Origin of the sequence: Labedella endophytica (assembly GCF_003990045.1) — a bacterium.
Lineage (GTDB): Bacteria > Actinomycetota > Actinomycetes > Actinomycetales > Microbacteriaceae > Labedella > Labedella endophytica.
This window is the reverse complement of sequence record NZ_RZGZ01000002.1, coordinates 838,582-865,054: the sequence shown is the minus strand read 5'-3', so window position 1 is coordinate 865,054 and position 26,473 is coordinate 838,582. Positions and strand designations below refer to the sequence as shown.

The window sequence follows — 26,473 nt, the reverse complement described above, 5'->3', positions numbered from 1 at the left end:
GGGGTACGCTGAGCGGGTGAGCACGAGCGACGACGACTACTATTCCGACGGCATCGACATCCGGGACCTCCCGAAGGTCTCGCTGCACGACCACCTCGACGGCGGACTCCGCCCGCAGACGATCATCGAGCTGGGGGAGCAGATCGGCCTCGACCTCCCCGCGACGGAGGCGGAGGACCTCGCCGACTGGTTCGTCGACTCCTGTTCGGCGGGCAACCTCCCGGACTACCTCAAGACGTTCGACCTCTCGATCGCCGTCATGCAGTCGGAGCAGGGACTGCGTCGCGTCGCCCGGGAGTTCGTCGAGGACCTCGTGGACGACGGCGTCGTGTACGGGGAGATCCGGTGGGCGCCCGAGCAGCACCTCCAGGGCGGCTTGAGCCTCGACCAGACCGTCGTGGCCGTGCAGGCCGGCATCGACGAGGCGATCGACGATGCTGTTCGCGACGGGCGCGACATCCGGATCGGGCAGCTCGTCACGGCCATGCGCCACGCCGATCGCGGTCTCGAGATCGCTGAGCTCGCCGTGCGACACCGGGACCGCGGCGTCGTCGGCTTCGACATCGCCGGGGCGGAGGCCGGATTCCCGCCGAGCCGCCAGCGCGCGGCCTTCGACTACCTCGCGTCCGAGTACTTCCCCGTCACGGTGCACGCGGGCGAGGCCGACGGCCTCGACTCGATCCGCGGGGCCCTGTTCGACGGCCGTGCGCTGCGTCTCGGGCACGGCGTGAGGATCGCCGAGGACATCACGATCGAGCGCAGCGACGACGAGAACGTCTACGTCTCGCTCGGCCGTCTCGCGCAGTGGGTGAAGGACCGCGAGATCGTGCTCGAACTGAGCCCGTCATCGAACCTCCAGACCGGAGCCATCGAGCGCTGGGGAGACGAGATGGACGACCACCCGTTCGATCTGCTCTACCAGCTCGGGTTCCGCGTCACGGTGAACGTGGACAACCGCACGATGAGCGCCACGACCCTGACACGCGAACTGGGCCTGCTCGGCGATGCGTTCGGCTACGACCTCCGCGATCTGGAGTCGTTCCAGCTCAACGCGGCCGCATCGGCGTTCCTGCCTCTCGAGGAGCGTGAGGAGCTCTCCGAGCGCATCTCCGCCGGGTTCGAGGCGGCGGACAACGAGGGCGCCTGAGCGCCACCCGTCGGGGCTGTTGATGGACAGCAAACGTTCGGCGTGCGAGCAGTACCCTGGACTCAGACGTCCACCCACGTCGTGACTCATCGACCTCAGGATCCGCAGATGCCGTTGCCCCCGCTCACCCCCGCCTCCATCCGGCTCGGTGCCGTCGTGACGGACTGGCGCGGCGCGGTGCGGGCAGCAGGTGACGTGCTCATCGCCGGTGGTTCGGTCGAACCGTCGTACACGCAGCGCATGATCGACGTCATCGACGAGTTCGGCGCCTACGTCGTGATCGCCCCGGGTCTCGCGCTCGCGCATGCCCGCCCCGGTGACGACGTGCGCGCCGACGGTCTGTCGCTCGTGACCCTCGCCGAGCCCGTCTCCTTCGGCCACGCCCACAACGATCCGGTGAGCGTCGTCATCGGGCTCGCGGTGACGACGGCCGACGCCCACGTCACGGGCATCGCCGATCTTGCCAACGCGTTCAACGATCCCGGCCTCGTCCCGGCGCTCAGCATGGCCACCGAGCCGTCGGCCGCCATCGATCTCATCCTGCAGGGAACGACGAGGGACGTCTCATGAAGATCGTGGCCGTGTGCGGTGCCGGGGTGGGCACGTCCGGCATTCTCAAAGTCAACGCGGAGCGCGCGCTCGCGCGGCTCGAGATCGAAGCCGATGTGACGGCGTCCGACATCGCGTCGCTCGCGACCACGGCGGCGGACGCGCAGATCATCCTCACATCCCCCGAACTCGTCGACCGGATCCCGCCCACCTGGGCGGATATCGTCGTGGTCCAGAGCTACGTCGACCTCGCGGAGATCGAGCAGAAGCTCTTCGACGCCCTCGGCTGAGGCGCCCTCGGCTGAGGCGCCCTCGGCTGAGGCAGCTCGGCCGAGTCGCGTGCCTCTCCCGCTCGGCGGTATCCGGCTCGGCCCGGGCCGTGTGAGGCGACCTGCCGCGCGGGGCGACCTGCCGCCGGGGCGACCAGCCGCCTCAGGCGACCAGGTCGGAGACTCCCGCACGGAGGATCGCGAGGCGGGCCTCGGCGTCCACGATGCGCTCGGCGAGGGTCCCGGTCTCGCTCGAGACGTCGATGTAGACCTTGAGCTTCGGCTCGGTCCCGCTCGGCCGCACCATCACGCGCGAACCGTCGCCGAGGTGGAACCGCAAGACGTCGCTCGGGGGGAGTGAGCCGAAGCCGTCGACGAGGTCGTCGACCCGATCGATGCGCACGCCTCCGATCTCGCTCGGCGGCGACTCGCGGAGCCTCGACATGGTCGCGGTGATGCGGCTGAGATCGTCGACCCGCACGGACACCTGGTCGCTCGCGAAGTGACCGAACGTCTCACTGAACGCGTCGAGTCGGCGAGCGACGTCCGAACCGTCGGCCGCGAGCCGGGCGGCGAGGTCCAAGAAGGCGACCGCGGCGGAGATGCCGTCCTTGTCACGTACCGTCTCCGGATTGACGAGGTACCCGAGGGCCTCCTCGTAGCCGAAGACGAGGCCGGGTGCGCGCGAGACCCACTTGAAGCCCGTGAGCGTGTCGGCGAACTCCAACCCGTAGCGCCGGGCGACCGCAGCGAGTGCGGGGGAGGACACGATGGAGCAGGCGAGGGTTCCCTCGGGAGCCCCCTCGTCGCGGGAGGAGAGCGACTCCGCGGCCCGCCATCCGAGCAGGGCGCCGACCTCGTTGCCGGTCAGGCGCCGGTAGCCCGTCGGATCCGAGTGATCCGGGATCGCGACGGCGAGGCGGTCGGCATCCGGATCGTTCGCGATGATCAGGTCGGCCGAGTGTGCTCGGGCCGTCTCGTACGCGAGGTCGAGGGCGCCCGGTTCCTCCGGATTGGGGAAGGCCACCGTCGGGAAGTCGGGATCCGGGTGGAGCTGCTGCTCGACGACGATCGGCCGGTCGAAACCGGCCTCCTCGAGCACCCGCGCGGTGGTCTCCCACCCCACGCCGTGCATGGCCGTGTAGACGACGACCGGCTGAGCCGACGGCCGAGTGGACGCGACCTGCGCGGTCCGCGCGACGTAGGCGTCGACGACCGTGTCGTCGGCGGTCTCGAAGTCGTCGGAGCGGGGGAGATCGACGATCGAACCGGCCGCGACGGCGTCGATCGCGGCGGCGATCTCCGCATCGACGGGCGACACGATCTGAGACCCCTCGTCGGGACCGCCCAGATACACCTTGTAGCCGTTGTCGCGCGGCGGATTGTGGCTCGCCGTCACCATGACGCCAGCGCCCACGTCGACGTGGCGCACGGCGAAGGCGAGCACGGGCGTGGGCAGCAGGCGGGGGAGCAGGACGGCCCGGACGCCGGCGCCGGCCATGATCCGTGCGGTGTCCTCGGCGAAGACGCGGGAGTTCTTCCGTCCGTCGTAGCCGATCACGACGGAGGCGTCACGACCGGATGCGAGGAGCCAGTCCGCGAGCCCGCGGGCCGCCTGGGTCACGAGGACGCGGTTCATGCGATTCGGTCCAGCGGCGAGCTCGCCGCGGAGCCCGGCGGTCCCGAAGGCGAGGCGAGCGTCGAACCGGTCGGCCAACTCGATCTCGGCATCCGCCGACCCGCTCGAGACCGCGCCGATCAGAGCCTCGAGCTCGGCACGCGTCTCGGCGTCCGGGTCCTGCTCGAGCCACGCCCTGGCGCGGTCGAGACGCCCGGCACTCACAGGCGGGCCACGACGCGGGCGAGGAGGTCGCTGATGACGGGCTCGGCCGCGCGGCCGGCCTCGATGACCTCCTGGTGGCTGAGGGGCGTCTTCTGGATGCCGGCGGCCAGGTTGGTGATGAGGGAGAACCCGAGGATCTCCATGCCGGCCTGGCGGGCGGCGATGGCCTCGAGGGCCGTCGACATGCCCACGATGTGACCACCGATGGCCTTCGCCATCTGCACCTCTGCCGGTGTCTCGTAGTGCGGTCCGCGGAACTGCGTGTAGACGCCTTCGTCGAGCTCCGGTGCGACCTCGCGCGCGATGCCGCGAAGACGGGCCGAATAGAGGTCGGTGAGGTCGATGAAGGTCGCTCCCTCGAGAGGCGAGTCGGCCGTCAGATTGATGTGGTCGCTGATGAGCACGGGGGTGCCGGGCGTCCACGTCTCCTTGATCCCGCCGGCGCCGTTCGTGAGGATCATCGTCTTGACGCCCGTCGCCGCTGCGGTCCGCACACTGTGGACGACGCGGCGCACGCCGTGTCCCTCGTAGTAGTGCGTCCGAGCGCCGATGACGAGGGCGTGCTTGCCCGACGGGAGCAGGACCGAGGTGAGGGTGCCGACGTGACCCTCGAGGGCGGGCTTCGAGAAGCCGGGCACATCGGTCGCGGGGATCGTCGCGACCGTCTCGCCGATGAGCTCGGCGGCGCGGCCCCATCCGGAACCGAGGGTGAGGGCGATGTCATGCCGCGCCACGCCCGAGATCTCGGCGATGCGCTCGGCGGCCTGAGCCGCGACGGTGAAGGGGTCGACGCCCGGGGCGTCCAACGGATTCGACGAAGAGTCAGCCATCCCACCACTCTAATCGTCGGCGCCCGTCCGCCATCGTCGCGAGCCGGAGGCGTCCGCACCGACCGGGATGGATCGATCCTTCGCTCGACGGATCCGGCGGCTGGGAGTCGAATTGGTGCGGGCGTGTCCGGGCTGCGAGAATCGACGCATGGCTTACGAGTTTGAGCGGAAACAGCGGATCGCCGTACTCGGCGGAGGGCCAGGCGGGTACGAGGCCGCGATCGCGGGTGCTCAGCAGGGCGCCGAGGTCACCCTCGTGGAGCGTCAGGGGGTCGGAGGGTCGGCCGTCATCACGGACGTCGTCCCATCGAAGAGCCTCATCGCGACGGCGGAGGCAGCGATCGCCGTCCGCGAGTCCTCGGAGCTCGGCGTGCAGTTCTACGGGCGCAACGCCGACGGCAAGCCGATCCGCCCCGAGGTCGCAGTGAACCTCGCGGCCGTGAACAAACGCCTCCTCGGGCTCGCGCGCCAGCAGTCGGAAGACATGCGATCCAACCTGCTCGACAACGGGGTCCGCATCATCAACGGCGAGGGGCGTCTCGACGGTCGCGACGCCGTCATCGTCTCGACCGAACCCGGCGGCGCCGGCACGGACTTCGACCGCATCGAGGCCGACACCGTCGTGGTGTCCGTCGGCGCGAGTCCGCGGATCCTCCCGACCGCGATCCCGGACGGTGAGCGCATCCTCACGTGGACGCAGCTCTACAACCTGTCCGCCATTCCCGACCACCTCGTCGTCGTCGGCTCCGGTGTGACCGGTGCCGAGTTCGCCTCCGCCTACCGTGCGCTCGGCTCGGAGGTCACCCTCGTGTCGAGCCGCGACCAGGTGCTCCCTGGTGAGGACGCCGACGCGGCCGCGGTGATCGAGCGGGTGTTCAAGCGCAACGGCATGACGGTCCTGTCGAAGTCGCGGGCCGAGTCGGTCGTCCGCTCGGGCGAGGGCATCGTCGTGACCCTGTCGGACGGACGGACCGTCGAGGGCAGCCACTGCCTCATCGCGATCGGTGCGGTTCCGAACACGGCGGGGATCGGTCTCGAGCAGGCCGGTGTGCAGATGTCCGAGAGCGGGCACATCCGCGTCAACCGCGTCGCGCGCACCTCGGTGCCGAACATCTACGCCGCCGGCGACTGCACGACGTTCCTGCCGCTCGCCTCCGTCGCGTCGATGCAGGGTCGCACGGCGATCTTCCACGCCATGGGTGACGCCGTGACGCCGACGGAGCTGCGGAACGTCTCCGCGAACATCTTCACGCAGCCCGAGATCGCGACCGTGGGGTGGACGCAGAAGCAGATCGAGGACGGGATCGCCCAGGGCGACATCTACAAGCTGCCGCTCGCGTCGAACCCGCGAGCGAAGATGATGGGTATCAAGGAGGGCTTCGTGAAGCTCTTCGCCCGCACCGGCTCGGGCACGGTCATCGGCGGTGTCATCGTCGCCCCGAAGGCGTCGGAGCTGATCTTCCCCCTGGCCCTGGCCGTCGAGCACCGCTTGAACGTGGACCAGGTCGCCCGTGCCTTCGCCGTCTATCCCTCCCTCACCGGCAGCATCACCGACGCGGCCAAGGCCCTCCACATCGTCCTCTAACCCCCCTAAAAACTTCCTATGTGCTCGAAAATTCGAGCACATAGGAAGTTTTCAGTAGGGGGAGCGTCGTGACGTGCGGAGGCCAGCGGTCAGCAGGATGGAGCTGAGCCGACCCGGGCGAACCACATCGTTGTGCTCCCAGCGAGCGAATCCTGAGCTCAGGCGGCGAAGGGTGTTCTCGCGATTCTTCTCCGCGATGACCGCTTGCCGTGCTCCCTGAGGGTCAGAGTCCGCCGAGCCGCCGTATTTGAGGCGACCGTCGGCCTCTCCGATGACGCCGAAATCAGGCCACCAGAAGTCGACGACGGCGCGGAACCCGTCTGCTCCGCTGAAGGGTTCCTGGAGCCGCGGCTCGGGGAAGCCGGCCTCCATGATCCGAACCCGGCTCACCGATTCCAAGGGTGATTCGGCCAAATGAGTGGCGAAGTTCGCGGCCGAAGCCGCACGCCGGGATCCGGGGACACCACGCATCCGTTCGGCCGCTGCGAGAAGCTCAGCCTTCGATGTGGCCACCGTGCCATCTCTTCTCAATCTCAGGGCGCTGTCCATTGTGACGACGGCCTCGTGGAACGGAACAACGAGGGCGATGTCGACGGCCGTCTGCGCGACGGTCGTCACCCGGAAGTCGCCGAGGGCCACCGTTTCATGACGCCCCGCGGCTCCGCTGTGCCGCCTGAATGATCCAGACGAGCGGCCCCCGTCGGCGACAAGGATGTCGACCGTCGATGGCCACCGTTGCCAGATGTCCAGTCCCCAGTGGGCTGCCGCCGAAAAGTGGCAGAGTACTGCCTCGGACCTGAGCCGTTCGAGAGACGCGAGTACGCGAAGACGGTGACGCGCTCTCGGGTCCAGATCTCGCCAAACGTCCCCTCGGATGTAAGCGCCAGGCGCGACGGAAAGTAGCTCACCGTGTCGGAGGGACCGATCGAGATCGCTGATGGAGTCGCCGCGAGCGATCCGATCGCGGCGCCGGATGATGAGTGGTTCGTCTTCCATCCGTGGAGAGTGCCGTGCGGGGCGTCCGCTCAGTCGGCGTGCTCAGCGAAATGGGGAAGATTCGACCTCGCGGAGCCTGTGGATGACACCTTCTCCCTCCTCCCCCTAAAAACTTCCTATGTGCTCGAAAATTCGAGTACATAGGAAGTTTTTAGGGGGTCAGGGGGCGCTAGGCGGAGGGGAGGGAGAGGAGGCGGTGGCCCGACGAGACGGTCTGGCCGGTGGGGGCCGTGAGGGAGGTCACCGTGCCGTCCTTGTGCGCGACGATGGGCTGTTCCATCTTCATCGCCTCGAGCACGAGGAGGAGGTCGCCCTTGACGACGGTCTGGCCCTCCTCGACCGCGACCTTGACGATCGTCGCCTGCATGGGGGCCTTCACGTCGTCACCCGTGGCGGCGGCGGAGGTCGCCGCGGACGAGCCGCGACGCGGCGGCGGCGTCGCGCTGCGTCCGCGCGGTGTCGACGTGGGCAGGAGGGCCTGGGGGAGGTTCACCTCGAGTCGCTTCCCCGCCACCTCGACGACGACCGTGTGACGCTCGGCCGCTGGCTCACCGTCGGCGATCTCGCCGTCCCACGGCTCGATCCCCCCGGCGAACTCGGTCTCGATCCAACGGGTGTACACGCCGAAGCGGCCGTCCTCCGCCGTGAACGCGGGGTCGCGCACGATGAGGCGGTGGAACGGGAGCACGGTGGGAAGCCCGGAGACCTCGAACTCGTCGAGGGCTCGACGGCTGCGCTCGAGCGCCTGCGCCCGGTCGCGCCCCGTGACGATGATCTTCCCGAGCAGCGAGTCGAAGGCCCCCGAGATGCTGTCGCCGGCCGTGACACCGGAGTCGAGCCGGATGCCGGGCCCGCCGAAGGTCTTGAAGACGTGGATGGGTCCCGGCTGGGGGAGGAATCCGCGACCCGGGTCCTCTCCGTTGATGCGGAACTCGATGGAGTGTCCGGTGGGCACGGGGTCGTCGTAATCGAGCACGCCGCCCTCGGCCAGGCGGAACTGCTCACGCACGAGGTCGATGCCGGTGACCTCCTCGGAGACGGGGTGCTCGACCTGCAGACGGGTGTTGACCTCGAGGAAGGAGACCGTGCCGTCCTGGCCGATGAGGAACTCGCAGGTTCCTGCGCCGAGGTATCCCACCTCGCGGAGGATGGCCTTGGATGCGCGGTACAGCTCCGCGGTCTGCTCGTCGGTGAGGAAGGGCGCTGGCGCCTCCTCGACGAGCTTCTGGTGGCGGCGCTGGAGGGAGCAGTCCCGCGTGGACACGACGACGACGTTGCCGTGGGCGTCCGCGAGGCACTGGGTCTCCACGTGGCGCGGCTTGTCGAGGTACTTCTCGACGAAGCACTCGCCGCGACCGAACGCCGCGACGGCCTCGCGCGTGGCCGACTCGAAGAGCTCGGCGACCTCCTCGCGCTCACGAGCCACCTTGAGTCCGCGTCCGCCGCCGCCGTACGCCGCCTTGATCGCGACGGGGAGACCGTGGGCGTCGACGAACTCGAGCACCTCGGCGGCGTCGGCGACGGGATTGAGCGTGCCGGGCGCGAGCGGTGCCCCCACCTTCTCGGCGATGTGCCGGGCCGACACCTTGTCGCCGAGCTTCTCGATCGCGTCGGGGGTCGGACCGATCCAGATCAGCCCGGCCTCGATCACGGCCCGCGCGAAGTCCGCGTTCTCAGCCAGGAAGCCGTAGCCGGGGTGGACGGCATCCGCACCGGAGCGGCGCGCGACGCTCAGGATCTTCTCGATGACGAGGTACGTGTCGGCGCTCGTACTGCCGCCGAGCGCGTAGGCCTCATCGGCGAGGCGGACGTGGAGCGCGTCCCTGTCCTGATCGGCGTAGACGGCGACGGAGCCGATTCCACTGTCTCGAGCGGCGCGGATCACTCGGACCGCGATCTCTCCCCGGTTGGCGATGAGGACCTTCGTAATGCGTGGCACAAGAGACGAGTCTATGGGGAGCGTGCCGCGACGCTGTGAGGAACATACACAAAAATGGCTGCCCACTGCGTGGGTATCGACTAAAGAGTCCGGGAACGACAGGCTCAGAGCGCTCCGCGGCGGTTCCAGAGGTCGGTCCACTCGTACCCGGACTCGCGCACGAGCCGCCGGAGTGTGGGGAGCGAGAGCCCGACGACGGTCGACGGATCGCCGGACACCGCGGTGATGAACGGCGCTCCGAGGCTGTCGATCGTGAATGCCCCGGCGACGGCGAGGGGCTCGCCCGTCGCGACGTAGGCATCGATCTCGCCGTCGGAGATGTCGTCGGCGAACGTCACGCTCGCGTCCGCCGTGTCTCCACGGGCGCCTCTCGTCGTGCGGCTGGCCGGGTCGACGTCGATGAGCCAATGCCCGGAGTGGAGCACGCCGGTGCGTCCGCGCTGCAGCCGCCACCGCTCGCGTGCGCGCTCGGGGGTGTGGGGCTTTCCGTAGATCTCACCGTCGAGCTCGAACATCGAGTCGCCACCGAGGACGAGTCCGGGTCCGTCGCCGGTTGCCAGGACGTGCTCGACGACCGCCTCGGCCTTCGCGCGGGCGAGCAGGGAGACCACCTCGGTCGGCGCGAGGGGACGCTCGGCGCTCGCGGCGGCGAGAACGGCGTCCTCGTCGACGGAGGAGGGGACGACGACCGGTTCGATCCCGCTCGATCGGAGCAGCGCGAGTCGCGCGGGGGACGTGGAGGCGAGGTACAGAAGCAGGGGAGGGTCCTCTCGCGCTCGGGCTGTGACATGCTCGAACGCATGGCCGAATCACCCGACATCGTGGATCTGACGATCACCAACGTAGCTCACGGCGGGGTCTTCGTGGCCCGTCACGAGGGGCGCGTGATCTTCGTGCCCGACACCATCCCCGGCGAGGTGGTCAGGGCCCGAATCGTCGACACGCGCAAGAAGAGCTTCTGGCGCGCGGAGACCCTCGAGGTGCTCGAGGCGTCCCCTGATCGCGTCGAGCACGTGTGGTCCGCCGCGTCCATCGACCGCGATCCCGGCGACCGGGCCGGCGGGGCCGAGTTCGGGCACATCGCGCTGCCCGCGCAGCGCCGGCTCAAGGGCGAGGTGCTCTCGGACGCGCTCGTGCGATTCGGCGGCCTCGACGAATCCGTTCCGGCCACTCGCACGGTCGTGGAGCCGACCCCGGGCGACGCGAACGGCGACGGGAGGGGATGGCGCACGCGTGTCAGCCTCCACGTCGACGACGAGGGGCGCGTCGGTCCGTACGCCGTGCGATCGCATCGCGTGATCCCGGTCGACGACCTGCCCCTCGCGTCGCCGGCCGTCGCCGAGGCCGCGCCTCTGCACGATCGCCTCGAGGGGTCGACGACGGTGGACGTGGTGCAGTCGAGCGACGCGGTCATCGTCGCCGTCGACGGCGTGGCCGGGGGAGGGCCGCTCCGCGAGGTCGTGGGCGATCGGACCTACACCCTCGACCCGCTCGGGTTCTGGCAGGTCCACCGCGAGGCCGCGTCGGTCCTCGCCGGGGCCGTCGCCGGCGCCGTCGATCCTGCCCGCTTCGATCCCTCGGCCCCGAACCTCGATCTCTACGGCGGCGTCGGTCTGTTCGCCGGGACGCTCGCCGATCGTTTCGGTCGCGACATCCGGATCACCACGGTGGAGTCGGAATCCTCGGCGACCGACCACGCCGCGGAGAACCTGGCGGATGTCCTCGGCGGCCGCGCGGTGACGGCGCGCGTCGATCGTTTCCTCCGCCAGATCGGTGGCGATGCGGGCACCCACCGCTACCGCGACGCGACCATCGTGCTCGACCCGCCCCGCTCGGGCGCCGGCACCGCGGTCGTGCGGTCGGTGACCGCCCTCGCCCCCGCGCAGATCGTCTACGTCGCGTGCGATCCGGTCGCGCTCGCACGCGACACGCGGACGCTCGGGGAGGACGGTTACGAACTCGTCGCGCTCCGTGCGTTCGACCTCTTCCCCCACACACACCACGTGGAGGCCGTCGCGACGTTCGTGCGCGCCGGGAACGGTCGTCCGTGACGCTACGATGAGCGCATGGTACGGGTAGCGATCATCGACGACCACGAGTCCGTCCGGTTGGGTGTCTCCGCCGTGTGCGCCATGGCGGGTTACGAGGTCGTGCACAGCGTCTCGACCGTCGACGCCTTCGTCCGTCAGGCGGCCGAGCAGCCCGTCGACGTGGTGGTCCTCGACCTCTCGCTCGAGGACGGCTCGACGATCACGAGCAACGTGCAGCGCGCCCACTCCACGGGAGCCGCCGTCCTCATCCACAGCATCGCCGACCGGGTCGCGAGCGTGCGCGAGGCACTCGCAGCCGGCGTCGCCGGGGTCATCCCGAAGGCGTCCCCGACCGAGGTCGTCGTCGATTCCATCGCGACCGTCGCGGCCGGCGGTGTCCTGAACAACCTCGAATGGGCCAGCGCGATCGATGCCGACAGCGAGTTCGCGACGGTGCAGCTCGGGCGGCGGGAACGCGACGTCCTGCACCTCTACGCGTCCGGACTCCCGCTCAAGCAGGTCGCGCTCGAACTCGGTATCGCCGTCTCCACGGCGAAGGAGCACCTCGGGCGCATCCGCAGCAAGTACGTCGAGGTGGGGAGACCAGCCCCGACGAAGGTCGATCTCCTCCGCCGTGCCGTGGAGGACGGCATCCTCCCGGAGCTGAACCCCGGTCACGCGGATGGCGACTGACCCACCCCTCGTCCGCCCCCCGGCGAGCATCGCGGCGACGATCGCCTCGCGCGCCGAGGTCTCCGGCCGGAGGGTCTTCAGTTCTCAACGCGTCGACGAGCTCTTCACCCGCACCGTCGGTCTCGGCACGATCGTCTTCGGTGCCCAGGCGATCGTCATCGGGTTGCTCGACCCGTCGTCGACCGCTCGGCCGGGCGGCGTCGTCGTCATGGTGGTGATGGCCGCAGCGATCCTCTGGCTGCTCGTCGCCTCGCTCCGGTTGCGGGGCATGCGCATCGCGAGCCTCATCCTCTGCTGGCTCTACGTGATCGTCCTCGTGCTGTGGCCGTTCGTCGTCGACACCCCGGGGGCGGAAACCCAGGAGCCCTGGGTCTGGTATCTCCTCACGGTCGCCGGCGCCTGTGCGGTCTATGCGATGAGCATCCGGGCGGCGGTCGTCTACACGCTCGTCTCGCCGATGCTCTACGGCGTCGTCCGAGCATCGACGAACGCGCCGGATCAGTGGACGCTCGGGGTGTTCGACGCCTCCTACGGCATCATCATCGGGCTCGTGGTGCTCGTCGTGGGTGTGACGTTCCGGCGGTCCGCCGTGGGCGTCGACCTCGCGCGGGACGCAGCCCTCGCCCGGTACGACGAGGCCGTCCGACTCCACGCCGTCGAGGCCGAGCGGGTGGAGGTGGACGCGATCGTCCACGACAGCGTTCTCGCGGCCCTGCAAGCGGCGGATCGCGCCGCGTCTCCCGCGCAGGCGCGCGCCGCCACCGCTCTCGCGGTGAAGGCTCTCGCGCACTTCCGGGATGCCGGGCTCGCGCCCATCGACAGCGACGCGGTCGTCACGACCGGGGAGCTCGCCTCCGCGCTCGCGACGGCGGCGGTGTCCATGGAACGGACCATCGCGGTGTCGTCGCTCGGCACGCGTGAGCGCGTCGTCCCCTCCGTCGTCGCCGAGGCGATGGTCCTCGCCGCGACCCAGGCCATGCAGAACAGCATCCAGCACGCGGGCCGTGACGCGGTCGAACGAGCCGTCACGGTGCGCGCGACGGGTCCGTCCGCCGTGGAGATCACGATCACCGACGACGGGGAGGGCTTCGATCCCGCCCAGGTCGAACCCGGCCGGCTCGGTGTGCGCGTGTCGATCGTCGAGAGGATGGCGTCGATCGGCGGGGCGGCCGTCGTCGACTCGGCGGTCGGACGTGGCACGACGGTGCGCCTCTCCTGGGCGCCGCCCCGGGCGGGGGACCGGACATGATCCGCGTCAGCCGGTACACGATGCTCGCGCTCGCCGGCCTCTTCTCCCTGTACCACGTCTTCCGCGGCGTCGTCACGCTCTCGGTGCCCGAATCACCGTGGCCGAGTGTCGCCGCGATGGTCCTCTATATCGTGGCGACGACGATGAGCCTGTGGCCGACGTCGCCTGTCCAGATGCCCCTGTGGCTCGGCTTCTTCAACCTCGCGACGTCGATCGCGCTCAGTCTCCTCGTCACGAGCGAGCTCGATCCCGGGAGCAACAACGGCTACGCGACGTGGCACGTCGCCTCCATCGGCACGCTGATGACGATCACGGCCGCCCGCCGGAGGGAATGGACGGCTTGGGCGGGGGTGGCATTCCTCGCGGTCCAGTCGGTCGTCTGGGCGGCCGGGGCCCTCGAGCCGGGCGAGACGCTCCTGCTGGTCGGGCTACAGCAGGCGGCGGAGATCGGGGTCACCGGATCCGTCGTCTGGGTCTCCTTCTCGATCGTCATCGCTCGTGCCCTCGCCCGTGCGGGCCGGGACGCCGAGAAGCTCGTGCTCGCGGAGAGGGCCGCCGTGGACTGGCAGGCCGCTCAGGACGCCCACTTCACCGAGAGGGCACGTCGTCTCGACGAGGCGTCACGGCTCGCCGGACCGACGTTGCGGCGCATCGTGCTGTCCGGAGGCGATCTCACGGTCGAGGAGCGCGAGGAGGCACGACTCCTGGAAGCAGGACTCCGCGACGAGATCCGCGGTCGCCGACTGCTCAACGACGACGTGCGCCGAGAGGTGCTCGCGGCGCGACGACGGGGGACCGCCGTCTCCCTCCTGGACGAGGGCACGATGGACGAGCTCCCCGAGGTGGACGTCGACCGGGTGCTCGCGGTCGTCGCCTCGACCGTCGCCGAGACGAAGACGGAGAGGCTCATCATCCGCACCGCGCCGATCGACTCCGCCGCCGCGGTGACGCTCGTCGGTCTGTCGAAGCCCGCGCCGGGTTCCGACGACCCGGACGACGACGTCGACCTCTGGCGAGAGGTGCCTCGCACGCTCGCCTGAGGCGCTGCCGCCGCACGGCCCGCCCACCTCAGGGCAGGATCGAGTCCACGTATCCTCCGTCGACGCGCACGGCGGCCCCGGTCGTCGCCGAGGCCAGCGGCGACGACAGGTACACGACCATGTTGGCGATCTCCTCCGGCTCGATGAGGCGCTGGAGGAGGGACTGCGGACGGTGCAGGCGCATGAATTCGCGCTGCGCGTCGTCCCAGCCGAGGGAGCGGTCGACGAGTTCGTAGACGAAGTCCTCGACACCGCCGGTGTGGGTGGGCCCGGCGATCACCGAGTTGACGGTGACCCCGGTGCCGGCGGCCTCCTTCGCGAAGCCGCGGGAGACGGCGAGCAGAGCGGTCTTGGACATGCCGTAGTGGATCATCTCGCGCGGGATCACGATGGCGGAGTCGCTCGCGATGTCGAGGACGCGGCCCCACCCCCGCTCCATCATCCCGGGGAGGTAGGCGCGGATGAGGCGGACGGCCGAGAGGACGTTGACCTCGAAGTAGCGCCGCCACTCGGCGTCGTCGATCTCGAGGGCGTCGCGTGAACCGAAGATGCCGAGGTTGTTGACGAGGATGTCGACGTCGGGGAGGACATCGAGGGTCCGTGCGAGACCGTCGTCAGTCGTGACGTCCGCGACGACCGGGAGGAAGGTCGCCGATGGTACCCGGGACCGGAGGTGGTCGATCCCACGCCCGACGCTCTCCTCGCTGCGGCCGTTCACGCCGACGGTCGCGCCCGCTCGTGCGAGCCCCTCGGCGATCGCCGACCCGATCCCCTGCGTCGAACCGGTCACGAGGGCCGTCTTCCCACTCACGTCGATCTGCATTCCTCCATCCTGCACCCGCAAGGGAGCCGGCGGGGCAGGTGCGCGGATCGGCCGGGGCATCGCGAGGCGTGTCCCGATGCGGGCCGGTGTCCGGTTGGGCGGGCGTTGCGGTCGCCCGTCCTGCCCGTCCCGGCGGTCCTGGGTGTCCCGATGCGGGCCGGTGTCCGGTTGGGCGGGCGTTGCGGTCGCCCGGGGCGGGCGTTGCGGTCGCCCGTCCTGCCTGCCCCTGCGGTCCTGGGTGTCCCGATGCGGGCCGGTGTCCGGTTGGGCGGGCAACGCGATCGCGCCGGATACAGTCCCCCACGCACCTCACGCCCCCGGGGAGCGAAGCGATTTAACGGAACAGGGCCGGTTCTTTCGAACCGGCCCTGTCAAACCCCGGGTCGGAGCAATAACCCGAATACTGCTCCGACCCGCCCCCAGAAATCCGTCTCTACCCTAGTGAGACGAACAACTGGCGATGCAACTCCATGAGAGAGACACCTAGCACTCCATAGTCTGCGTCGTCGGCAACGTGTCCGCTAGTCGTCTTTTTGGGGGACACGATGGAGGGGGTCGCCGTGCCGTGCGGGAACCTGCTCGGACCCGGGTTCAGGCCCAGGGGAAGCGCCAGGCCCCGGGACCCGGCCGCAGGGGGGCGCGGAGGTTGCGTTGCGTCACGGCCCAGGGGTTCCGCACGGGACCGTCGTCCGCCGTGGAGCGGGCGAGCTCCTCCTCGAGCTGAGCTCCCACGACGACGGCGGCGACCGCGATCTCCTCCGGCGTAGCGCCGGAGGTGACCACGCGCACGTCGGCGGCCGGGGTGGGGGAATCGTCCAGGGGAGCTGCGTGTCGTCCTGCCATCGTCTGCCCGCTCACAGGGGGATGTTGCCGTGCTTCTTCGGGGGCAACGTCGCCCGCTTGCCTTTGAGGGTCCGCAGAGCCTTGATGATCGCGACACGCGTCGTCGCCGGCTCGATGACGCCGTCGAGCTCACCGCGCTCCGCGGCGAGGAAGGGGCTGGCCACGTTGTACGTGTACTCGTTCGCGAGTCGCGTCCGCACGGCGGCCACGTCCTCCCCGGCTTCCTCGGCTCGCTTGATCTCGCCGCGGTAGAGGATGTTCACCGCGCCCTGGCCACCCATGACCGCGATCTCGGCGGTAGGCCAGGCGAAGTTGATGTCGGCACCGAGCTGCTTCGAGCCCATGACGATGTAGGCGCCGCCGTAGGCCTTCCGGAGGATCACGGTGACGAGCGGCACGGTCGCCTCGGCGTAGGCGTACAGGAGCTTGGCGCCGCGACGGATCACGCCCGTCCACTCCTGGTCGGTGCCCGGGAGGTAGCCCGGTACGTCGACGAGAGTGAGGATCGGGATCGAGAACGCGTCGCAGAACCGGACGAATCGAGAGGCCTTCTCGCCGGCTTCGATGTTGAGGGTTCCCGCCATCTGGTTCGGCTGGTTCGCGATGATGCCGACGGTGCGACCCTCCACGCGGGCGAAGCCGATGACGATGTTCGGGGCGAACAGCGGCTGCACCTCGAGGAAGTCCCCGGCGTCGACGACGTGCTCGATCACGGTGTGCACGTCGTACGGCTGGTTGGGCGAGTCGGGGATGAGGGTGTTGAGCTTGCGGTCGGCGTCGGTCGTCTCGAGCTCCACCTCGGTGGCGTACTCGGGCAGTTCTGCGAGGTTGTTGTCCGGGAGGAAACCGAGGAGGGTCCGGGCGTACTCGAGTGCGTCGTGCTCGTCCTCCGCGAGGTAGTGAGCGACACCGGAACGGGTGTTGTGGGTGAGGGCTCCGCCGAGCTCCTCCATGCCGACGTCCTCGCCGGTGACCGTCTTGATGACGTCGGGGCCGGTCACGAACATCTGACTGGTCTTGTCGACCATGATGACGAAGTCGGTGAGGGCTGGCGAATAGACGGCGCCGCCGGCGGCAGGCCCCATGATGAGCGAGATCTGGGGGATCACTCCGGAGGCCGCGGTGTTCCGGCGGAAGATCTCGCCGTACTTTCCGAGCGCCACGACGCCCTCCTGGATCCGGGCTCCACCCGAGTCGAGGATGCCGATGATGGGAACGCCCGTGCGGAGGGCAAGGTCCATGACCTTGATGATCTTCTCGCCGGCGACCTCACCGAGCGATCCGCCGAAGGTCGTGAAGTCCTGCGAGTACACGGCGACCTGACGGCCGTGGATCGTTCCCGTTCCCGTCACGACGGAATCGCCGTATGGCCGGGACTTGTCCATCCCGAACGCGTGGGTGCGGTGCCTCACGAACTCGTCGATCTCGACGAAGCTGCCATGGTCGAGGAGTTCGGCGATGCGTTCGCGCGCCGTCATCTTGCCCTTGGCATGCTGCTTCTTCTGCGCGACCTCGTCGGCGTCGACGACGGCCTGCTGGTACCTGTTCTTGAGGTCGGCGACTTTGCCGGCGGTCGTGTACATGTCGGGTTCGCTCGTACGCTCTTCTGTCACGGATGTCACTCTATCCCGGGGCCCGGTGGCGGCGACGTGCACGACCATCGACAAGAGACCGGTCCGATCTTGGACGATCCTCCACAACCGCGCGGTCGTCCGGGCGGGCGTTCGACCCCTTCACATCCGCCGCCGCTAGCCTGTCGGCATGATCGACGACGCTCCCCTCCTCGACCGCAGCGCGCGGTCGGCCGCCCGACTCGACTGGCGCGCCGAGAGCTCGTCCACCAATCAGGACCTCGTCTCGGCGGCGGCCGATCCGGACTGGCCCGACCTGTCGGTCATCGCGACGGACCGGCAGACGGCGGGTCGCGGGCGGCTCGATCGCACGTGGACCACCCCGGCGGGATCCGGGCTCGCCGTGTCGGTGCTGCTGCGTCCGGCGGTGCCGATCGATCGACTCGGGTGGATCCCCCTCATCGCCGGTCTCGCGGTGGCGCGGGCCGCCGACTCCCTGATCCCGGGCGCCGATGTCGCGGTGAAGTGGCCGAACGACGTTCTCGTCGGTGGCCGGAAGCTCAGCGGCATCCTCTCCGAGCTCACCGCCGACGGATCGGTCGTCGTCGGGGCCGGGATCAACACGGCGGCCACTCCGGACGAGCTGCCCGGCGACGCCGCCACCTCGCTCGCGATCGCGGGGGCGACGACCACCGAGCCGGACGCTGTGCTCTCCGCCTACCTCGAGGCGCTCGTCCCTCTCTATCGGGACTTCGTGGACGCTGGCGGGGACGCCACGGCGAGCGGTGTCCGGGCCGCGGTCACCGAGCGCTGCAGCACGGTCGGGTCGCGTATCCGGCTCGAGGTACCGGGTGGCAGGGTCGTGCTCGGGACGGCGCGGGGGATCGACGCGGACGGTCGTCTCGTCGTGCAGCCTCACGACGGATCGGGTCTGCTACCCGTCTCCGCCGGCGACGTCACTCACGTGCGACCCGACGCCGGTTGAATCGGGTCCCACGGCGGACGGCGGCCCGGAGGACGACGGGGACTGGCGCCTCGGCCTCCACGGCCCGGCTCCCCACGTGCTGCACAATGGGTCCATGACCTTCGAGCCGCACGCTCAGGCCGGCGCTGCTGCGCGCGCGGCCGGCGCCACCGAGCAGGTCGTCGCGCGTATGCACCGGAATGCGCGGGTGCTGTTCCTCCCGTCCCTCCTCTTCATCGCCCTCGTGGGTGGTGTCGTCTACCTCCTGGGTATCGCCGAGGAGTCGTGGCACCTCATCGCCGGGCTGACCGCGGCCGGCCTCCTCTTCCTGTTCGGAGTGCTCGTCCCGTTCCTCTTCTGGCTCACCCGCAGCTACACGCTCACGACGAAGCGCCTGATCGTGCGGCACGGCCTGTTCACGCGGACGCGCCGGGAGGTCCTCCATTCGCGCGGCTACGCGGTGACGCTGAAGCGCGGCCCGCTCCAGATGCTCGTCGGGTCGGGCACGATCATCGTGGACAGCGGGAACGACCGACCCCTCCTCCTCGTCGATACCCCCGGAGCCGTGCTCGTGCAGTCGACACTCCACGAGCTCGTCGAACGGGCGCAGGGCGGGGGCGGGTACTCCACGGGACCCAACCCGCCGAGCGGCACCACGCGATTCGGGTGACCGTTCTCCCGCCGTCCCGTGCGAGCGCCGTGCGCCGGATGGGGGAGGATGGAGGGGTCGGAGCAGGCTCGAGGTCGTGCGCCGGCTGGCGATCCCGTCGGTCGGTGTCCTCGCGAGGAAACGGAGTGGGCGCATGCCACGTGTCGGAGTGATCGGCGGGGGACAACTGGCCCGGATGATGGTGCCGGAGGCTCTGGAACTCGGGATCGAGATCCGTGTGCTCGCCGAGACCGTCGACTCGCCCGCGGCGATCGCGGCCACCGCGGTGGGCGACTACCGCGACGAGGCCACGGTGCTCGCATTCGCCCGCGACGTCGACGTGGTGACCTTCGACCACGAGCACGTGCCGCAGAGTGTCCTCCGGGCGCTCGAGGCCGCCGGAGTCGCGGTCCACCCCGGGCCGGACGCGCTGCTCTACGCGCAGGACAAGATCATGATGCGCCGTCGGCTGCAGGAACTCGGGTTGCCCGTGCCGGACTGGGCGCTGATCTCCGACGCCGCTGCGCTCGACGCCTTCCTGGCCGAGCACGGCGGTGTGGGTGTCGTCAAGACCGCCCGCGGCGGTTACGACGGCAAGGGCGTCCGCGTCGTCCGTTCGGCCGCAGAGGTGGACGACTGGTTCGCCGCGATGGCCGCAGGGGACGGCCCTGAGCTGCTCGTGGAGGAGCTCGTGAGCTTCCGCCGCGAACTCGCCCAGCTCGTCGCCCGCCGCCCGTCCGGCGAGGTCCAGGCCTGGCCGGTCGTCGAGACCATCCAGAAGGACGGCGTCTGTTCCGAGGTCCTCGCCCCGGCGCCCGGCTCGGCCGGGCGGATCGCGGACGTCGCCGAGCAGATCGCCCTCGACGTGGCGGAGGGGCTCGGAGTCACCGGTGTCCTCGCCGTCGAACTCTTCGAGACGGACGACGACCGCATCCTCGTGAACGAGCTCGCGATGCGACCGCACAACTCCGGACACTGGACGCAGGACGGCTCCACGACGAGTCAGTTCGAGCAGCACCTCCGCGCGGTCCTCGATCTGCCGCTCGGAGCCACGGGCACGCTCGCCGACTGGAGCGTCATGGTCAACGTCCTGGGCGGACCGACGGATGGCTCGGCACTCGTCGACCACTACCCGGCGATGCTCGCGCAGCACCCCACGGCGAAGATGCACGCCTATGGCAAGAGTCCGCGCCCGGGCCGCAAGCTGGGGCACGTGAACGTCGCGGGCGACGATCTCGACCAGATCGTCTACGAGGCCCGGGCCGCCGCCGCCTTCTTCACGACCCTCTGACGCACCGTCGTCCTCTCCTCCGGTGAGCGAGGAGGGAGGGGCAGGGCGCGCCTGGAGGGCGGTCGCAGGGTCTCGACCTAACATGTGCGTTATGCCACATCACGATTCTGCGCACCCGATCGTCGGCGTCGTCATGGGGAGCGACTCGGACTGGTCCGTCATGAAGGACGCGTCCGCGATACTGAGCGAGTTCGGCGTCGACCACGAGGTCGAGGTCGTGAGCGCCCACCGCACCCCCGATCGCATGATCACCTACGGGCGCGACGCGGCCGAGCGGGGTCTGCGCGTCATCATCGCGGGCGCCGGAGGTGCAGCGCACCTGCCGGGCATGCTCGCCTCGGTCACCTCCCTGCCCGTCATCGGCGTGCCGGTGCCGCTCGCGCGCCTCGACGGCATGGACTCGCTCTTGTCGATCGTGCAGATGCCGGCGGGGATCCCCGTCGCCACGGTTTCGATCGGCGGCGCCAAGAACGCCGGGCTGCTCGCCGCGCGCATCCTGGGCTCGTCGGACGCCGCGCTCCGCGGTGCGCTCGACGCCTACTCCGCGACTCTCGAGGAGCAGGTGCTCGAGAAGAACGCACGACTCAAAGGGAGCCTGTGAGCGGGATCGCCGCGAGCCCGATCCGGTATCCGGACTCGCGCTCGGCGCGTGTGATGACCCATCGGGCCTGGTGGCTCGTTCTCCTCAATTTCCTGATCCCGGGATCGGCCCAGGTTCTCGCGGGCAACCGCAGGCTCGGTCGGATCGGTCTCGGCGCGACCCTGTCCCTGTGGGCGCTCGCGGTGGTGGGGCTCGCTCTCTTCGTCTTCCTCCGGTCCGCCTTCATCACCATCGTGACCTTCGACATCGTCCTCTGGATCGTGCAGGGGTTGATGCTCGCGTACGCCGTCCTGTGGCTCGTTCTGACGATGGACACCTTCCGGCTCGTCCGGCTCGTCAAGGCGGCGCCGGGGGCGCGGGTGTGGATCGCGGCGGCCACGGTCGTGCTGCTCGCTGTATCCACCGGAGGGGCCACCGTGGGTGCGTACTACGCCGGGGTCACCCGCGGCACCCTGTCGTCGATCTTCGGCGGAGGCGCGGTCGAGCCGCCCGTCGACGGACGGTACAACATCCTGCTGCTCGGCGGTGACGCGGGGCCTGACCGCGACGGGTTGCGTCCCGACACGATCCGCGTCATGAGCATCGACGCGGAGACGGGCGCCGCGACCACCATCGGGCTCCCGCGGGACATGCGCCACACGCCGTTCTCCGCGGATTCACCCATGGCGGCTCTCTACCCCGACGGCTTCCAGAGCTGCGATGTGAGCGCGTGCAAGCTCAACTCGATCTACACCGAGGCGGAACTGCGCCATCAGGATCTCTATCCGGACGCGGTCGCCGAGGGCAGTACAGCCGGCATCGAGGCGATGAAGGAGGCGGCCGAGGGGGTGACGGGTCTCACGATCCAGTACTACGTCCTCATCGATATGGAGGGCTTCGCGAACCTCATCGACGCGCTCGGCGGGGTCGAGGTCACCGTCGAGGAGCGCCTGCCGATCGGCGGCGACGAGAACCTCGACAACGTCGACGGCTGGATCGAACCGGGCACGCAGATCCTCGACGGGTACCACGCTCAGTGGTACGCGCGCTCGCGTCACTCCACGAGCGACTGGGACCGGATGGCCCGGCAGAACACCCTGATCGAGGCCATCGTGACCCAGTTCACACCCGGCAACGTGCTGACGAAGTTCGAGGCGATCGCGGACGCGGGGGCCAAGATCGTGAAGACGGACATCCCTCAGGGCATGCTGTCCTACTTCGTCGATCTCGCGACCAAGACCCGTGAGCAGCCGATCGAGTCGGTCGAGCTGACGCCTCCCACGGTGGATCCCGACGATCCGGATTTCGCCGCGATCCGCGAGCTCATCGCTGCGGACCTCGCGCCGGAGGCCGACGGCACGACGGACGGCGGCTAGCCTCGCCCGAGCCACGGCGACGGCTACGGCTACGAACCAGAAGACCGCGGGAGTACTCGACGATTCGAGTACTCCCGCGGTCTTCTCCTTCGTACGGAGGGGGAGGCTACTGACCCTGGGCCGCGTACCGGGCCTCGGTGGCGTCCTTGACGGGCGCCCACCAGGCCTCGTTGTCGCGGTACCACTCGATCGTGGCGGCGAGGCCGGCCTCGAAGTCCACGTAGCGCGGCTCCCAGCCGAGTTCCGTCCGGAGCCGCGTCGAGTCGATCGCGTAGCGCAGGTCGTGGCCGGGGCGGTCGACGACGTGGTCGTAGGCGTCGGACGGCTGCCCGAGGGCCGACAGGATGAGCTCCACGACCTCCTTGTTGTTCTTCTCCCCGTCGGCGCCGATGAGGTAGGTCTCCCCGATCGTGCCCTTCTGGAGGATCGTGAGGACGGCGGAGGAGTGGTCGTCCGCGTGGATCCAGTCGCGCACGTTCTCGCCCGCCCCATAGAGCTTGGGTCGCTCGCCGCGCAGCACGTTGGTGATCTGGCGCGGGATGAACTTCTCGACGTGCTGGTACGGGCCGTAGTTGTTCGAGCAGTTGCTGATCGTGGCCTGCACGCCGAAGGAGCGGACCCAGGCGCGGACGAGGAGGTCGCTGCCGGCCTTCGTCGACGAGTAGGGGCTCGAGGGGTTGTACGGGGTGTTCTCCGTGAACTTCGCCGGGTCGTCGAGCTCGAGGTCGCCGTAGACCTCGTCCGTGGAGATGTGGTGGAAGCGGGTGCCGTGCTTCCGGGCCGCCTCGAGCAGCGTGAACGTACCGATGATGTTCGTGTCGAGGAAGGGACGCGGGTCGTCGAGTGAGTTGTCGTTGTGGCTCTCCGCGGCGTAATGCACGACGGCGTCGACGCTGGGGAACAGCTCGTCGAGCAGGGCCGCATCGGTGATGTCGCCCTTCACGAACGTGAAACGGTCCTCCGGGAGGCCGTCGAGCGAGGCGAGGTTGCCCGCGTAGGTCAGCGAGTCGAGCACGGTCACGTGCGAGTCGGTGTTCGCGATGACGTGGTGGACGAAATTGGAACCGATGAAGCCGGCACCGCCGGTCACGAGAAGCTTGGACATTCGATCATCCTAACGGGCGCGTCCGATCGCGTCCCGGGGCAGGTGCGCCTGTTGCGGAGAACCGCTCGTGATCGATCAGAGATCGGCGTGCAGCTGCCAGACGCGCTCAGCGGAGTCGCGCCAGCTGAACGCGCGCTCGCGATCGCTCGCGAGCACGCCGAGGCGGCGGAGTCGCTCGGTGTCCGAGAGCGTCGAGGCGATCGCGGCCGCCAGCCGCTCCGGGTATCCCTTGCCGTCGAGCTCCACGGCGACTCCGGCGCCGCCGGCGACCTCGACGAGCGCGGGGTCGTCGGAGTGCACGACGGGGGTGCCGAACCGGAACGCCTCGATGATCGGCAACCCGAAGCCCTCCTGTCGACCGGGATGCACGAACAGCGTCGCCCGGTCGAGGAGGACGGCCAGATCCGCATCGTCGACGACGCCGAGAGCGCGCACGCGGCCCTCGGCGAGTCCCGCCTCGTCGGCGACGCTCGCGACGGTGAGCTCGCCCCACGTGTCCGGTCCGAGAACGAGGAGCGGGAGGTCAGGGGAGCCCGGCAGGCCGAGGCCGGTGATGAGATCGGTCAGTCCGCGTCGGGGATCGAGCGTCCCGATCGTCAGGAGGAACTCGTCCGGGAGTCCGAGGCGCTCGGCGCGCTCCTCTGCGTCCGCCGGGACGACGAGGTCGTCGCTCGCGGCACCGCCGATGACGCGCACGCGGTCGCCGAGGTCCACGATGTCCGCGAGCCGCTCGGCGACGGCGTGGGACGGGACCACGATGGCATCGGCGTGCTTCCGCGCCCGCTTCAGCATCGCGCGGTTCCACGCGACCGTCGCCGGGGTGAGGGACTTCGCGTGCGTCCACGCGAGTGTGTCGTGCACTGTCACGACGATCTGCGTTCCATCGTTCGACGTTTCGTGCTTCACGAGCGGCGCGAGGAGGCCGGGGGCGTGGATCATGCCGCTCGCGAGGGTGGGCGCGATGCCGAGCTGCCACGCGGCGGCGAGCTCCCTGCGGGGGAGCGTCGTGCGGTGCAGGGCCGCGAGCCCGGGCAACTGCGCCTCGAGCGCATCGACCTTCTCCTGCGGCAGGGCCGAGACGATGCCCTCGACGGCGCACCGTGGGGGAGCCGTCTGGACGAGGCCTCGCGTCAGTTCACGGGTGTAGCGGCCGATCCCGCTGGGGGCCGGCGTGGCCATCTGATCGACGACGACCCGGAGGACGACGCTCACGATGCGGCGGGCGCGGGTGGAACGGCGACTGCCCCCGCGGCCACGGCCGCATGGAGCGCCTCTCGCCAGTCGCGCATCGGCGGGAGACCGGCCGCGGACCAGCCGTCGTGGCCGAGGACAGAGAACGCGGGCCGTGGCGCCGGTCGCGCGAACGTCGAGCTGTCGGTCTCGAGGACGCGCTCGGGGTCGAGCCCGAGCTCCTCGAAGATCGCCTGGGTGAAGCCGTGCCAGGTCGTGCGACCGGCGTTGGTGCCGTGGTAGACGCCGGCGGGGGCGTCCGCGTCGAGCAGCTCGACGATGCGCTGCGCGAGGTCGAACGTCCAGGTGGGCTGGCCGTGCTGATCGGAGACGACCGAGACGGTGGGGTGCGCCGTCGACAGTCGGGCCATCGTCGCGGCGAAATTCGGGCCGTTCTCGCCGTACAGCCACGCGGTGCGCACGACGAAGGCGCCGTCGGGGTGCTCGGCGATCGCGGCTTCCTCGCCGGCGGCCTTGCTGCGCCCGTAGGCATTGATCGGGTCGCGCGGGGTGTCCTCCGCGTACGGCTCGGTCGCGTCACCGGGGAAGACGTAGTCCGTGGAGATCGTCACGAGCTTCGCGCCCGCCTCCCGAGCGGCGATCGCGAGATTCCGCGGTCCCGTCTCGTTGACGGCGAAGGCCGCGTCCTCGTTCGTCTCCGCGTCGTCGACCCTGGTGTAGGCGGCGGCGTTCAGAACGGCGTCGTATCCGGAGACGGCCGCGCGGACGGCCTCGAGGTCGGTCACGTCGAGGTCGGTTCGAGCGAGGGCAGTGACGTCCCGTCCGGCGAGCACCGCCCGCAGGTCGGTGCCGAGCATGCCGTTCGCGCCGGTGATGAGGTATCGCATCCTGCTCCTTCGAATGGGCCGAGACCGATTCTACGCGGAGCGGGCTCCGGGCCCCGTCCGGCCGCGCGGCCCGTCCGAGCGCATCAGGCCGGGGCGGACGGGCCTCCTCGCGGCCTAGGGGTAGGCCGCGAAGAGCTGGACCCAGTAGTGGCCCTTCGCGTTGTAGCCGACACCGATGTGGGTGTACCGGGCGTCGAGGATGTTCGCGCGGTGACCGCTCGATCCCATCCAGGCCTTCACCATCGTGCCGGGAGAGGTGTAGCCGTAGGCGATGTTCTCCCCGCAGCAGAGCGTGTATCCGGGGGTGGCGCTCCCGCTCCGCCAGGCGTTGGTGCTGTGCACCATCTTCCCGTCGGCCGACATCTTGTTCGCCCAGGCCTGGGCGAGATGGTTGAGACTGCGCTCAGGGGTCAGGGCCTTGCGGCCGTTGGCGGCGCGGTGCTCGTTCGTGATCCGGATGACCGATTGCGTGGCGGTCTCCGCCGTCGCCGCCGTCGGCTTCGGGTACGCGGCGAAGAGCTGGACCCAGAAGTTTCCCTTCGCGTTGTAGCCGACGCCGATATGAGTGAAACGGGCGTCGAGGATGTTCGCGCGGTGACCGCTCGACCCCATCCAGACCTTCACCATCGTGCCGGGCGCCGAATACCCCTTGGCGATGTTCTCCCCGCAGCAGAGCGTGTATCCCGGGGTCGCGCTGCCGCTCCGCCACGCGTTGGTGCTGTGCTCGAGCTTCCCGGTGGTCGCCATCCTGTTCGCCCATGCCTGGGCGAGGTGGTTCAGACTGCGCTCGGCGGTCAGCGCGGCGCGGCCGTTGGCGGCGCGGTGCTCGTTCGTGATCCGGATGACCGACTGCGTGCTGGTCTCGGCGTGAGCCGGTGCGGGCATCGTCGTGGCGGCCGACGCGGATCCGACCAGGATTCCGATGGAGAGTACGGCGAAGAGCCGGAGCATCCGTTTCATGAGAAGTGTCCTCGGTCCAGGTCCCGGTCGGGAGACGGGAGGTGACGGTGTCATGCGGTGCTG

25 protein-coding genes are annotated in these 26,473 nt (G+C 69.8%); 13 read left to right on the top strand and 12 right to left on the bottom strand.

Going from position 1 to position 26,473, the window contains the following annotated elements:
- Positions 1–16: 16 nt before the first annotated feature.
- The 3 genes from ELQ94_RS07615 to ELQ94_RS07605 all read left to right on the top strand — a co-directional run bounded on the left by ELQ94_RS07615 (position 17) and on the right by ELQ94_RS07605 (position 1,986).
- Positions 17–1,147 (top strand): adenosine deaminase, encoded by a 1,131-nt coding sequence (locus ELQ94_RS07615; protein ID WP_127048813.1) that lies wholly within the window; start codon positions 17–19, stop codon positions 1,145–1,147.
- Positions 1,148–1,255: 108 nt separating this feature from the next.
- Positions 1,256–1,717, top strand: a complete 462-nt coding sequence (locus tag ELQ94_RS07610; RefSeq protein WP_127048811.1) for a PTS sugar transporter subunit IIA — start codon at positions 1,256–1,258, stop codon at positions 1,715–1,717.
- Entirely contained in the window at positions 1,714–1,986 is a 273-nt protein-coding gene (locus ELQ94_RS07605; RefSeq protein ID WP_127048809.1) for a PTS sugar transporter subunit IIB, read from the top strand. Before ELQ94_RS07610 ends, ELQ94_RS07605 begins: the two co-directional genes overlap by 4 nt.
- Before the next feature lie 142 nt (positions 1,987–2,128).
- Here ELQ94_RS07605 and ELQ94_RS07600 read toward each other — a convergent pair whose 3' ends face one another.
- Both ELQ94_RS07600 and ELQ94_RS07595 read right to left on the bottom strand, forming a co-directional pair.
- Positions 2,129–3,808: a phospho-sugar mutase gene (locus tag ELQ94_RS07600; protein ID WP_127048807.1), complete on the bottom strand. Its 1,680-nt coding sequence runs from the start codon at positions 3,806–3,808 to the stop codon at positions 2,129–2,131.
- The gene (locus tag ELQ94_RS07595; protein ID WP_127048805.1) at positions 3,805–4,638 is read right to left on the bottom strand and encodes a purine-nucleoside phosphorylase; all 834 of its coding nucleotides are present in this window, start codon (positions 4,636–4,638) and stop codon (positions 3,805–3,807) included. Before ELQ94_RS07595 ends, ELQ94_RS07600 begins: the two co-directional genes overlap by 4 nt.
- 148 nt (positions 4,639–4,786) lie before the next feature.
- Between ELQ94_RS07595 and ELQ94_RS07590 the strand changes: the two genes are divergently transcribed.
- On the top strand, positions 4,787–6,223 hold the full coding sequence (locus tag ELQ94_RS07590) for an NAD(P)H-quinone dehydrogenase (RefSeq protein WP_127048803.1): 1,437 nt from the start codon (positions 4,787–4,789) through the stop codon (positions 6,221–6,223).
- A gap of 51 nt (positions 6,224–6,274) precedes the next feature.
- Here the strand turns inward: ELQ94_RS07590 and ELQ94_RS07585 are convergent, their stop codons facing one another.
- From ELQ94_RS07585 to ELQ94_RS07575, 3 genes are all read right to left on the bottom strand, one after another.
- The gene (locus ELQ94_RS07585) at positions 6,275–7,219 is read right to left on the bottom strand and encodes a hypothetical protein (protein WP_127048801.1); all 945 of its coding nucleotides are present in this window, start codon (positions 7,217–7,219) and stop codon (positions 6,275–6,277) included.
- A 169-nt stretch (positions 7,220–7,388) separates the two neighbouring features.
- Positions 7,389–9,158, bottom strand: a complete 1,770-nt coding sequence (locus tag ELQ94_RS07580) for an acetyl/propionyl/methylcrotonyl-CoA carboxylase subunit alpha (protein ID WP_127048799.1) — start codon at positions 9,156–9,158, stop codon at positions 7,389–7,391.
- Positions 9,159–9,262: 104 nt separating this feature from the next.
- On the bottom strand, positions 9,263–9,916 hold the full coding sequence (locus ELQ94_RS07575; protein ID WP_127048797.1) for a Maf family protein: 654 nt from the start codon (positions 9,914–9,916) through the stop codon (positions 9,263–9,265).
- 42 nt (positions 9,917–9,958) lie between these two features.
- Here ELQ94_RS07575 and ELQ94_RS07570 point away from each other — a divergent pair, with 42 nt between their 5' ends.
- From ELQ94_RS07570 to ELQ94_RS07555, 4 genes are read left to right on the top strand one after another with little or no spacing between them, the layout of a single operon-like run.
- Positions 9,959–11,209 carry a class I SAM-dependent RNA methyltransferase gene (locus ELQ94_RS07570; RefSeq protein ID WP_127048795.1) on the top strand — a complete coding sequence of 417 codons (1,251 nt, stop codon included), beginning with the start codon at positions 9,959–9,961 and terminating at the stop codon, positions 11,207–11,209.
- Positions 11,210–11,224: 15 nt separating this feature from the next.
- Positions 11,225–11,881: a response regulator transcription factor gene (locus ELQ94_RS07565; RefSeq protein ID WP_127048793.1), complete on the top strand. Its 657-nt coding sequence runs from the start codon at positions 11,225–11,227 to the stop codon at positions 11,879–11,881.
- On the top strand, positions 11,871–13,130 hold the full coding sequence (locus ELQ94_RS07560; RefSeq protein ID WP_127048791.1) for a sensor histidine kinase: 1,260 nt from the start codon (positions 11,871–11,873) through the stop codon (positions 13,128–13,130). The genes ELQ94_RS07565 and ELQ94_RS07560 overlap by 11 nt, the downstream gene beginning before the upstream one ends.
- Positions 13,127–14,170 carry a hypothetical protein gene (locus ELQ94_RS07555; RefSeq protein WP_127048789.1) on the top strand — a complete coding sequence of 348 codons (1,044 nt, stop codon included), beginning with the start codon at positions 13,127–13,129 and terminating at the stop codon, positions 14,168–14,170. Before ELQ94_RS07560 ends, ELQ94_RS07555 begins: the two co-directional genes overlap by 4 nt.
- A gap of 28 nt (positions 14,171–14,198) precedes the next feature.
- On the opposite strand, the gene ELQ94_RS07550 is transcribed toward ELQ94_RS07555, so the two are convergent.
- The 3 genes from ELQ94_RS07550 to ELQ94_RS07540 all read right to left on the bottom strand — a co-directional run bounded on the left by ELQ94_RS07550 (position 14,199) and on the right by ELQ94_RS07540 (position 17,419).
- Positions 14,199–14,993, bottom strand: a complete 795-nt coding sequence (locus ELQ94_RS07550) for an SDR family NAD(P)-dependent oxidoreductase (protein WP_127048787.1) — start codon at positions 14,991–14,993, stop codon at positions 14,199–14,201.
- A 591-nt stretch (positions 14,994–15,584) separates the two neighbouring features.
- Entirely contained in the window at positions 15,585–15,836 is a 252-nt protein-coding gene (locus tag ELQ94_RS07545) for an acyl-CoA carboxylase epsilon subunit (RefSeq protein WP_127048785.1), read from the bottom strand.
- Positions 15,837–15,847: 11 nt separating this feature from the next.
- Positions 15,848–17,419: an acyl-CoA carboxylase subunit beta gene (locus tag ELQ94_RS07540; protein WP_243696970.1), complete on the bottom strand. Its 1,572-nt coding sequence runs from the start codon at positions 17,417–17,419 to the stop codon at positions 15,848–15,850.
- Between the two features lie 178 nt (positions 17,420–17,597).
- Here ELQ94_RS07540 and ELQ94_RS07535 point away from each other — a divergent pair, with 178 nt between their 5' ends.
- The 5 genes from ELQ94_RS07535 to ELQ94_RS07515 all read left to right on the top strand — a co-directional run bounded on the left by ELQ94_RS07535 (position 17,598) and on the right by ELQ94_RS07515 (position 22,267).
- A complete protein-coding gene (locus ELQ94_RS07535; RefSeq protein ID WP_127048783.1) occupies positions 17,598–18,392 on the top strand; it encodes a biotin--[acetyl-CoA-carboxylase] ligase in 795 nt (264 codons plus the stop codon).
- 94 nt (positions 18,393–18,486) lie between these two features.
- Positions 18,487–19,041 carry a PH domain-containing protein gene (locus ELQ94_RS07530; RefSeq protein WP_127048781.1) on the top strand — a complete coding sequence of 185 codons (555 nt, stop codon included), beginning with the start codon at positions 18,487–18,489 and terminating at the stop codon, positions 19,039–19,041.
- A gap of 91 nt (positions 19,042–19,132) precedes the next feature.
- Positions 19,133–20,311 (top strand): 5-(carboxyamino)imidazole ribonucleotide synthase, encoded by a 1,179-nt coding sequence (locus ELQ94_RS07525; protein ID WP_279432489.1) that lies wholly within the window; start codon positions 19,133–19,135, stop codon positions 20,309–20,311.
- Between the two features lie 82 nt (positions 20,312–20,393).
- Positions 20,394–20,912 carry a 5-(carboxyamino)imidazole ribonucleotide mutase gene (purE, locus tag ELQ94_RS07520; protein WP_424976968.1) on the top strand — a complete coding sequence of 173 codons (519 nt, stop codon included), beginning with the start codon at positions 20,394–20,396 and terminating at the stop codon, positions 20,910–20,912.
- A gap of 53 nt (positions 20,913–20,965) precedes the next feature.
- The gene (locus ELQ94_RS07515) at positions 20,966–22,267 is read left to right on the top strand and encodes an LCP family protein (protein ID WP_127050181.1); all 1,302 of its coding nucleotides are present in this window, start codon (positions 20,966–20,968) and stop codon (positions 22,265–22,267) included.
- A gap of 106 nt (positions 22,268–22,373) precedes the next feature.
- On the opposite strand, the gene rfbB is transcribed toward ELQ94_RS07515, so the two are convergent.
- The 4 genes from rfbB to ELQ94_RS17430 all read right to left on the bottom strand — a co-directional run bounded on the left by rfbB (position 22,374) and on the right by ELQ94_RS17430 (position 26,410).
- On the bottom strand, positions 22,374–23,372 hold the full coding sequence (rfbB, locus tag ELQ94_RS07510; RefSeq protein ID WP_127048777.1) for a dTDP-glucose 4,6-dehydratase: 999 nt from the start codon (positions 23,370–23,372) through the stop codon (positions 22,374–22,376).
- Between the two features lie 75 nt (positions 23,373–23,447).
- Positions 23,448–24,584: a glycosyltransferase family 4 protein gene (locus ELQ94_RS07505; RefSeq protein WP_243696911.1), complete on the bottom strand. Its 1,137-nt coding sequence runs from the start codon at positions 24,582–24,584 to the stop codon at positions 23,448–23,450.
- Positions 24,581–25,450: a dTDP-4-dehydrorhamnose reductase gene (rfbD, locus tag ELQ94_RS07500; protein ID WP_127048775.1), complete on the bottom strand. Its 870-nt coding sequence runs from the start codon at positions 25,448–25,450 to the stop codon at positions 24,581–24,583. The genes ELQ94_RS07505 and rfbD overlap by 4 nt, the downstream gene beginning before the upstream one ends.
- A 114-nt stretch (positions 25,451–25,564) precedes the next feature.
- A complete protein-coding gene (locus tag ELQ94_RS17430; RefSeq protein WP_208007582.1) occupies positions 25,565–26,410 on the bottom strand; it encodes a CAP domain-containing protein in 846 nt (281 codons plus the stop codon).
- Positions 26,411–26,473 lie beyond the last annotated feature (63 nt).

What these genes read in the sequence shown, in the direction of transcription:
- ELQ94_RS07610 (WP_127048811.1), top strand. Translation starts at nt 1,256, where the DNA reads ATGCCGTTGCCCCCGCTCACCCCCGCCTCCATCCGGCTCGGTGCCGTC.
- ELQ94_RS07605 (WP_127048809.1), top strand. Translation starts at nt 1,714, where the DNA reads ATGAAGATCGTGGCCGTGTGCGGTGCCGGGGTGGGCACGTCCGGCATT.
- ELQ94_RS07595 (WP_127048805.1), bottom strand. Translation starts at nt 4,638, where the DNA reads ATGGCTGACTCTTCGTCGAATCCGTTGGACGCCCCGGGCGTCGACCCC.
- ELQ94_RS07590 (WP_127048803.1), top strand. Translation starts at nt 4,787, where the DNA reads ATGGCTTACGAGTTTGAGCGGAAACAGCGGATCGCCGTACTCGGCGGA.
- ELQ94_RS07585 (WP_127048801.1), bottom strand. Translation starts at nt 7,219, where the DNA reads ATGGAAGACGAACCACTCATCATCCGGCGCCGCGATCGGATCGCTCGC.
- ELQ94_RS07570 (WP_127048795.1), top strand. Translation starts at nt 9,959, where the DNA reads ATGGCCGAATCACCCGACATCGTGGATCTGACGATCACCAACGTAGCT.
- ELQ94_RS07565 (WP_127048793.1), top strand. Translation starts at nt 11,225, where the DNA reads ATGGTACGGGTAGCGATCATCGACGACCACGAGTCCGTCCGGTTGGGT.
- ELQ94_RS07560 (WP_127048791.1), top strand. Translation starts at nt 11,871, where the DNA reads ATGGCGACTGACCCACCCCTCGTCCGCCCCCCGGCGAGCATCGCGGCG.
- ELQ94_RS07555 (WP_127048789.1), top strand. Translation starts at nt 13,127, where the DNA reads ATGATCCGCGTCAGCCGGTACACGATGCTCGCGCTCGCCGGCCTCTTC.
- ELQ94_RS07550 (WP_127048787.1), bottom strand. Translation starts at nt 14,993, where the DNA reads ATGCAGATCGACGTGAGTGGGAAGACGGCCCTCGTGACCGGTTCGACG.
- ELQ94_RS07545 (WP_127048785.1), bottom strand. Translation starts at nt 15,836, where the DNA reads ATGGCAGGACGACACGCAGCTCCCCTGGACGATTCCCCCACCCCGGCC.
- ELQ94_RS07540 (WP_243696970.1), bottom strand. Translation starts at nt 17,419, where the DNA reads ATGTACACGACCGCCGGCAAAGTCGCCGACCTCAAGAACAGGTACCAG.
- ELQ94_RS07535 (WP_127048783.1), top strand. Translation starts at nt 17,598, where the DNA reads ATGATCGACGACGCTCCCCTCCTCGACCGCAGCGCGCGGTCGGCCGCC.
- ELQ94_RS07530 (WP_127048781.1), top strand. Translation starts at nt 18,487, where the DNA reads ATGACCTTCGAGCCGCACGCTCAGGCCGGCGCTGCTGCGCGCGCGGCC.
- purE (WP_424976968.1), top strand. Translation starts at nt 20,394, where the DNA reads ATGTGCGTTATGCCACATCACGATTCTGCGCACCCGATCGTCGGCGTC.
- ELQ94_RS07515 (WP_127050181.1), top strand. Translation starts at nt 20,966, where the DNA reads ATGACCCATCGGGCCTGGTGGCTCGTTCTCCTCAATTTCCTGATCCCG.
- rfbB (WP_127048777.1), bottom strand. Translation starts at nt 23,372, where the DNA reads ATGTCCAAGCTTCTCGTGACCGGCGGTGCCGGCTTCATCGGTTCCAAT.
- rfbD (WP_127048775.1), bottom strand. Translation starts at nt 25,450, where the DNA reads ATGCGATACCTCATCACCGGCGCGAACGGCATGCTCGGCACCGACCTG.
- ELQ94_RS17430 (WP_208007582.1), bottom strand. Translation starts at nt 26,410, where the DNA reads ATGAAACGGATGCTCCGGCTCTTCGCCGTACTCTCCATCGGAATCCTG.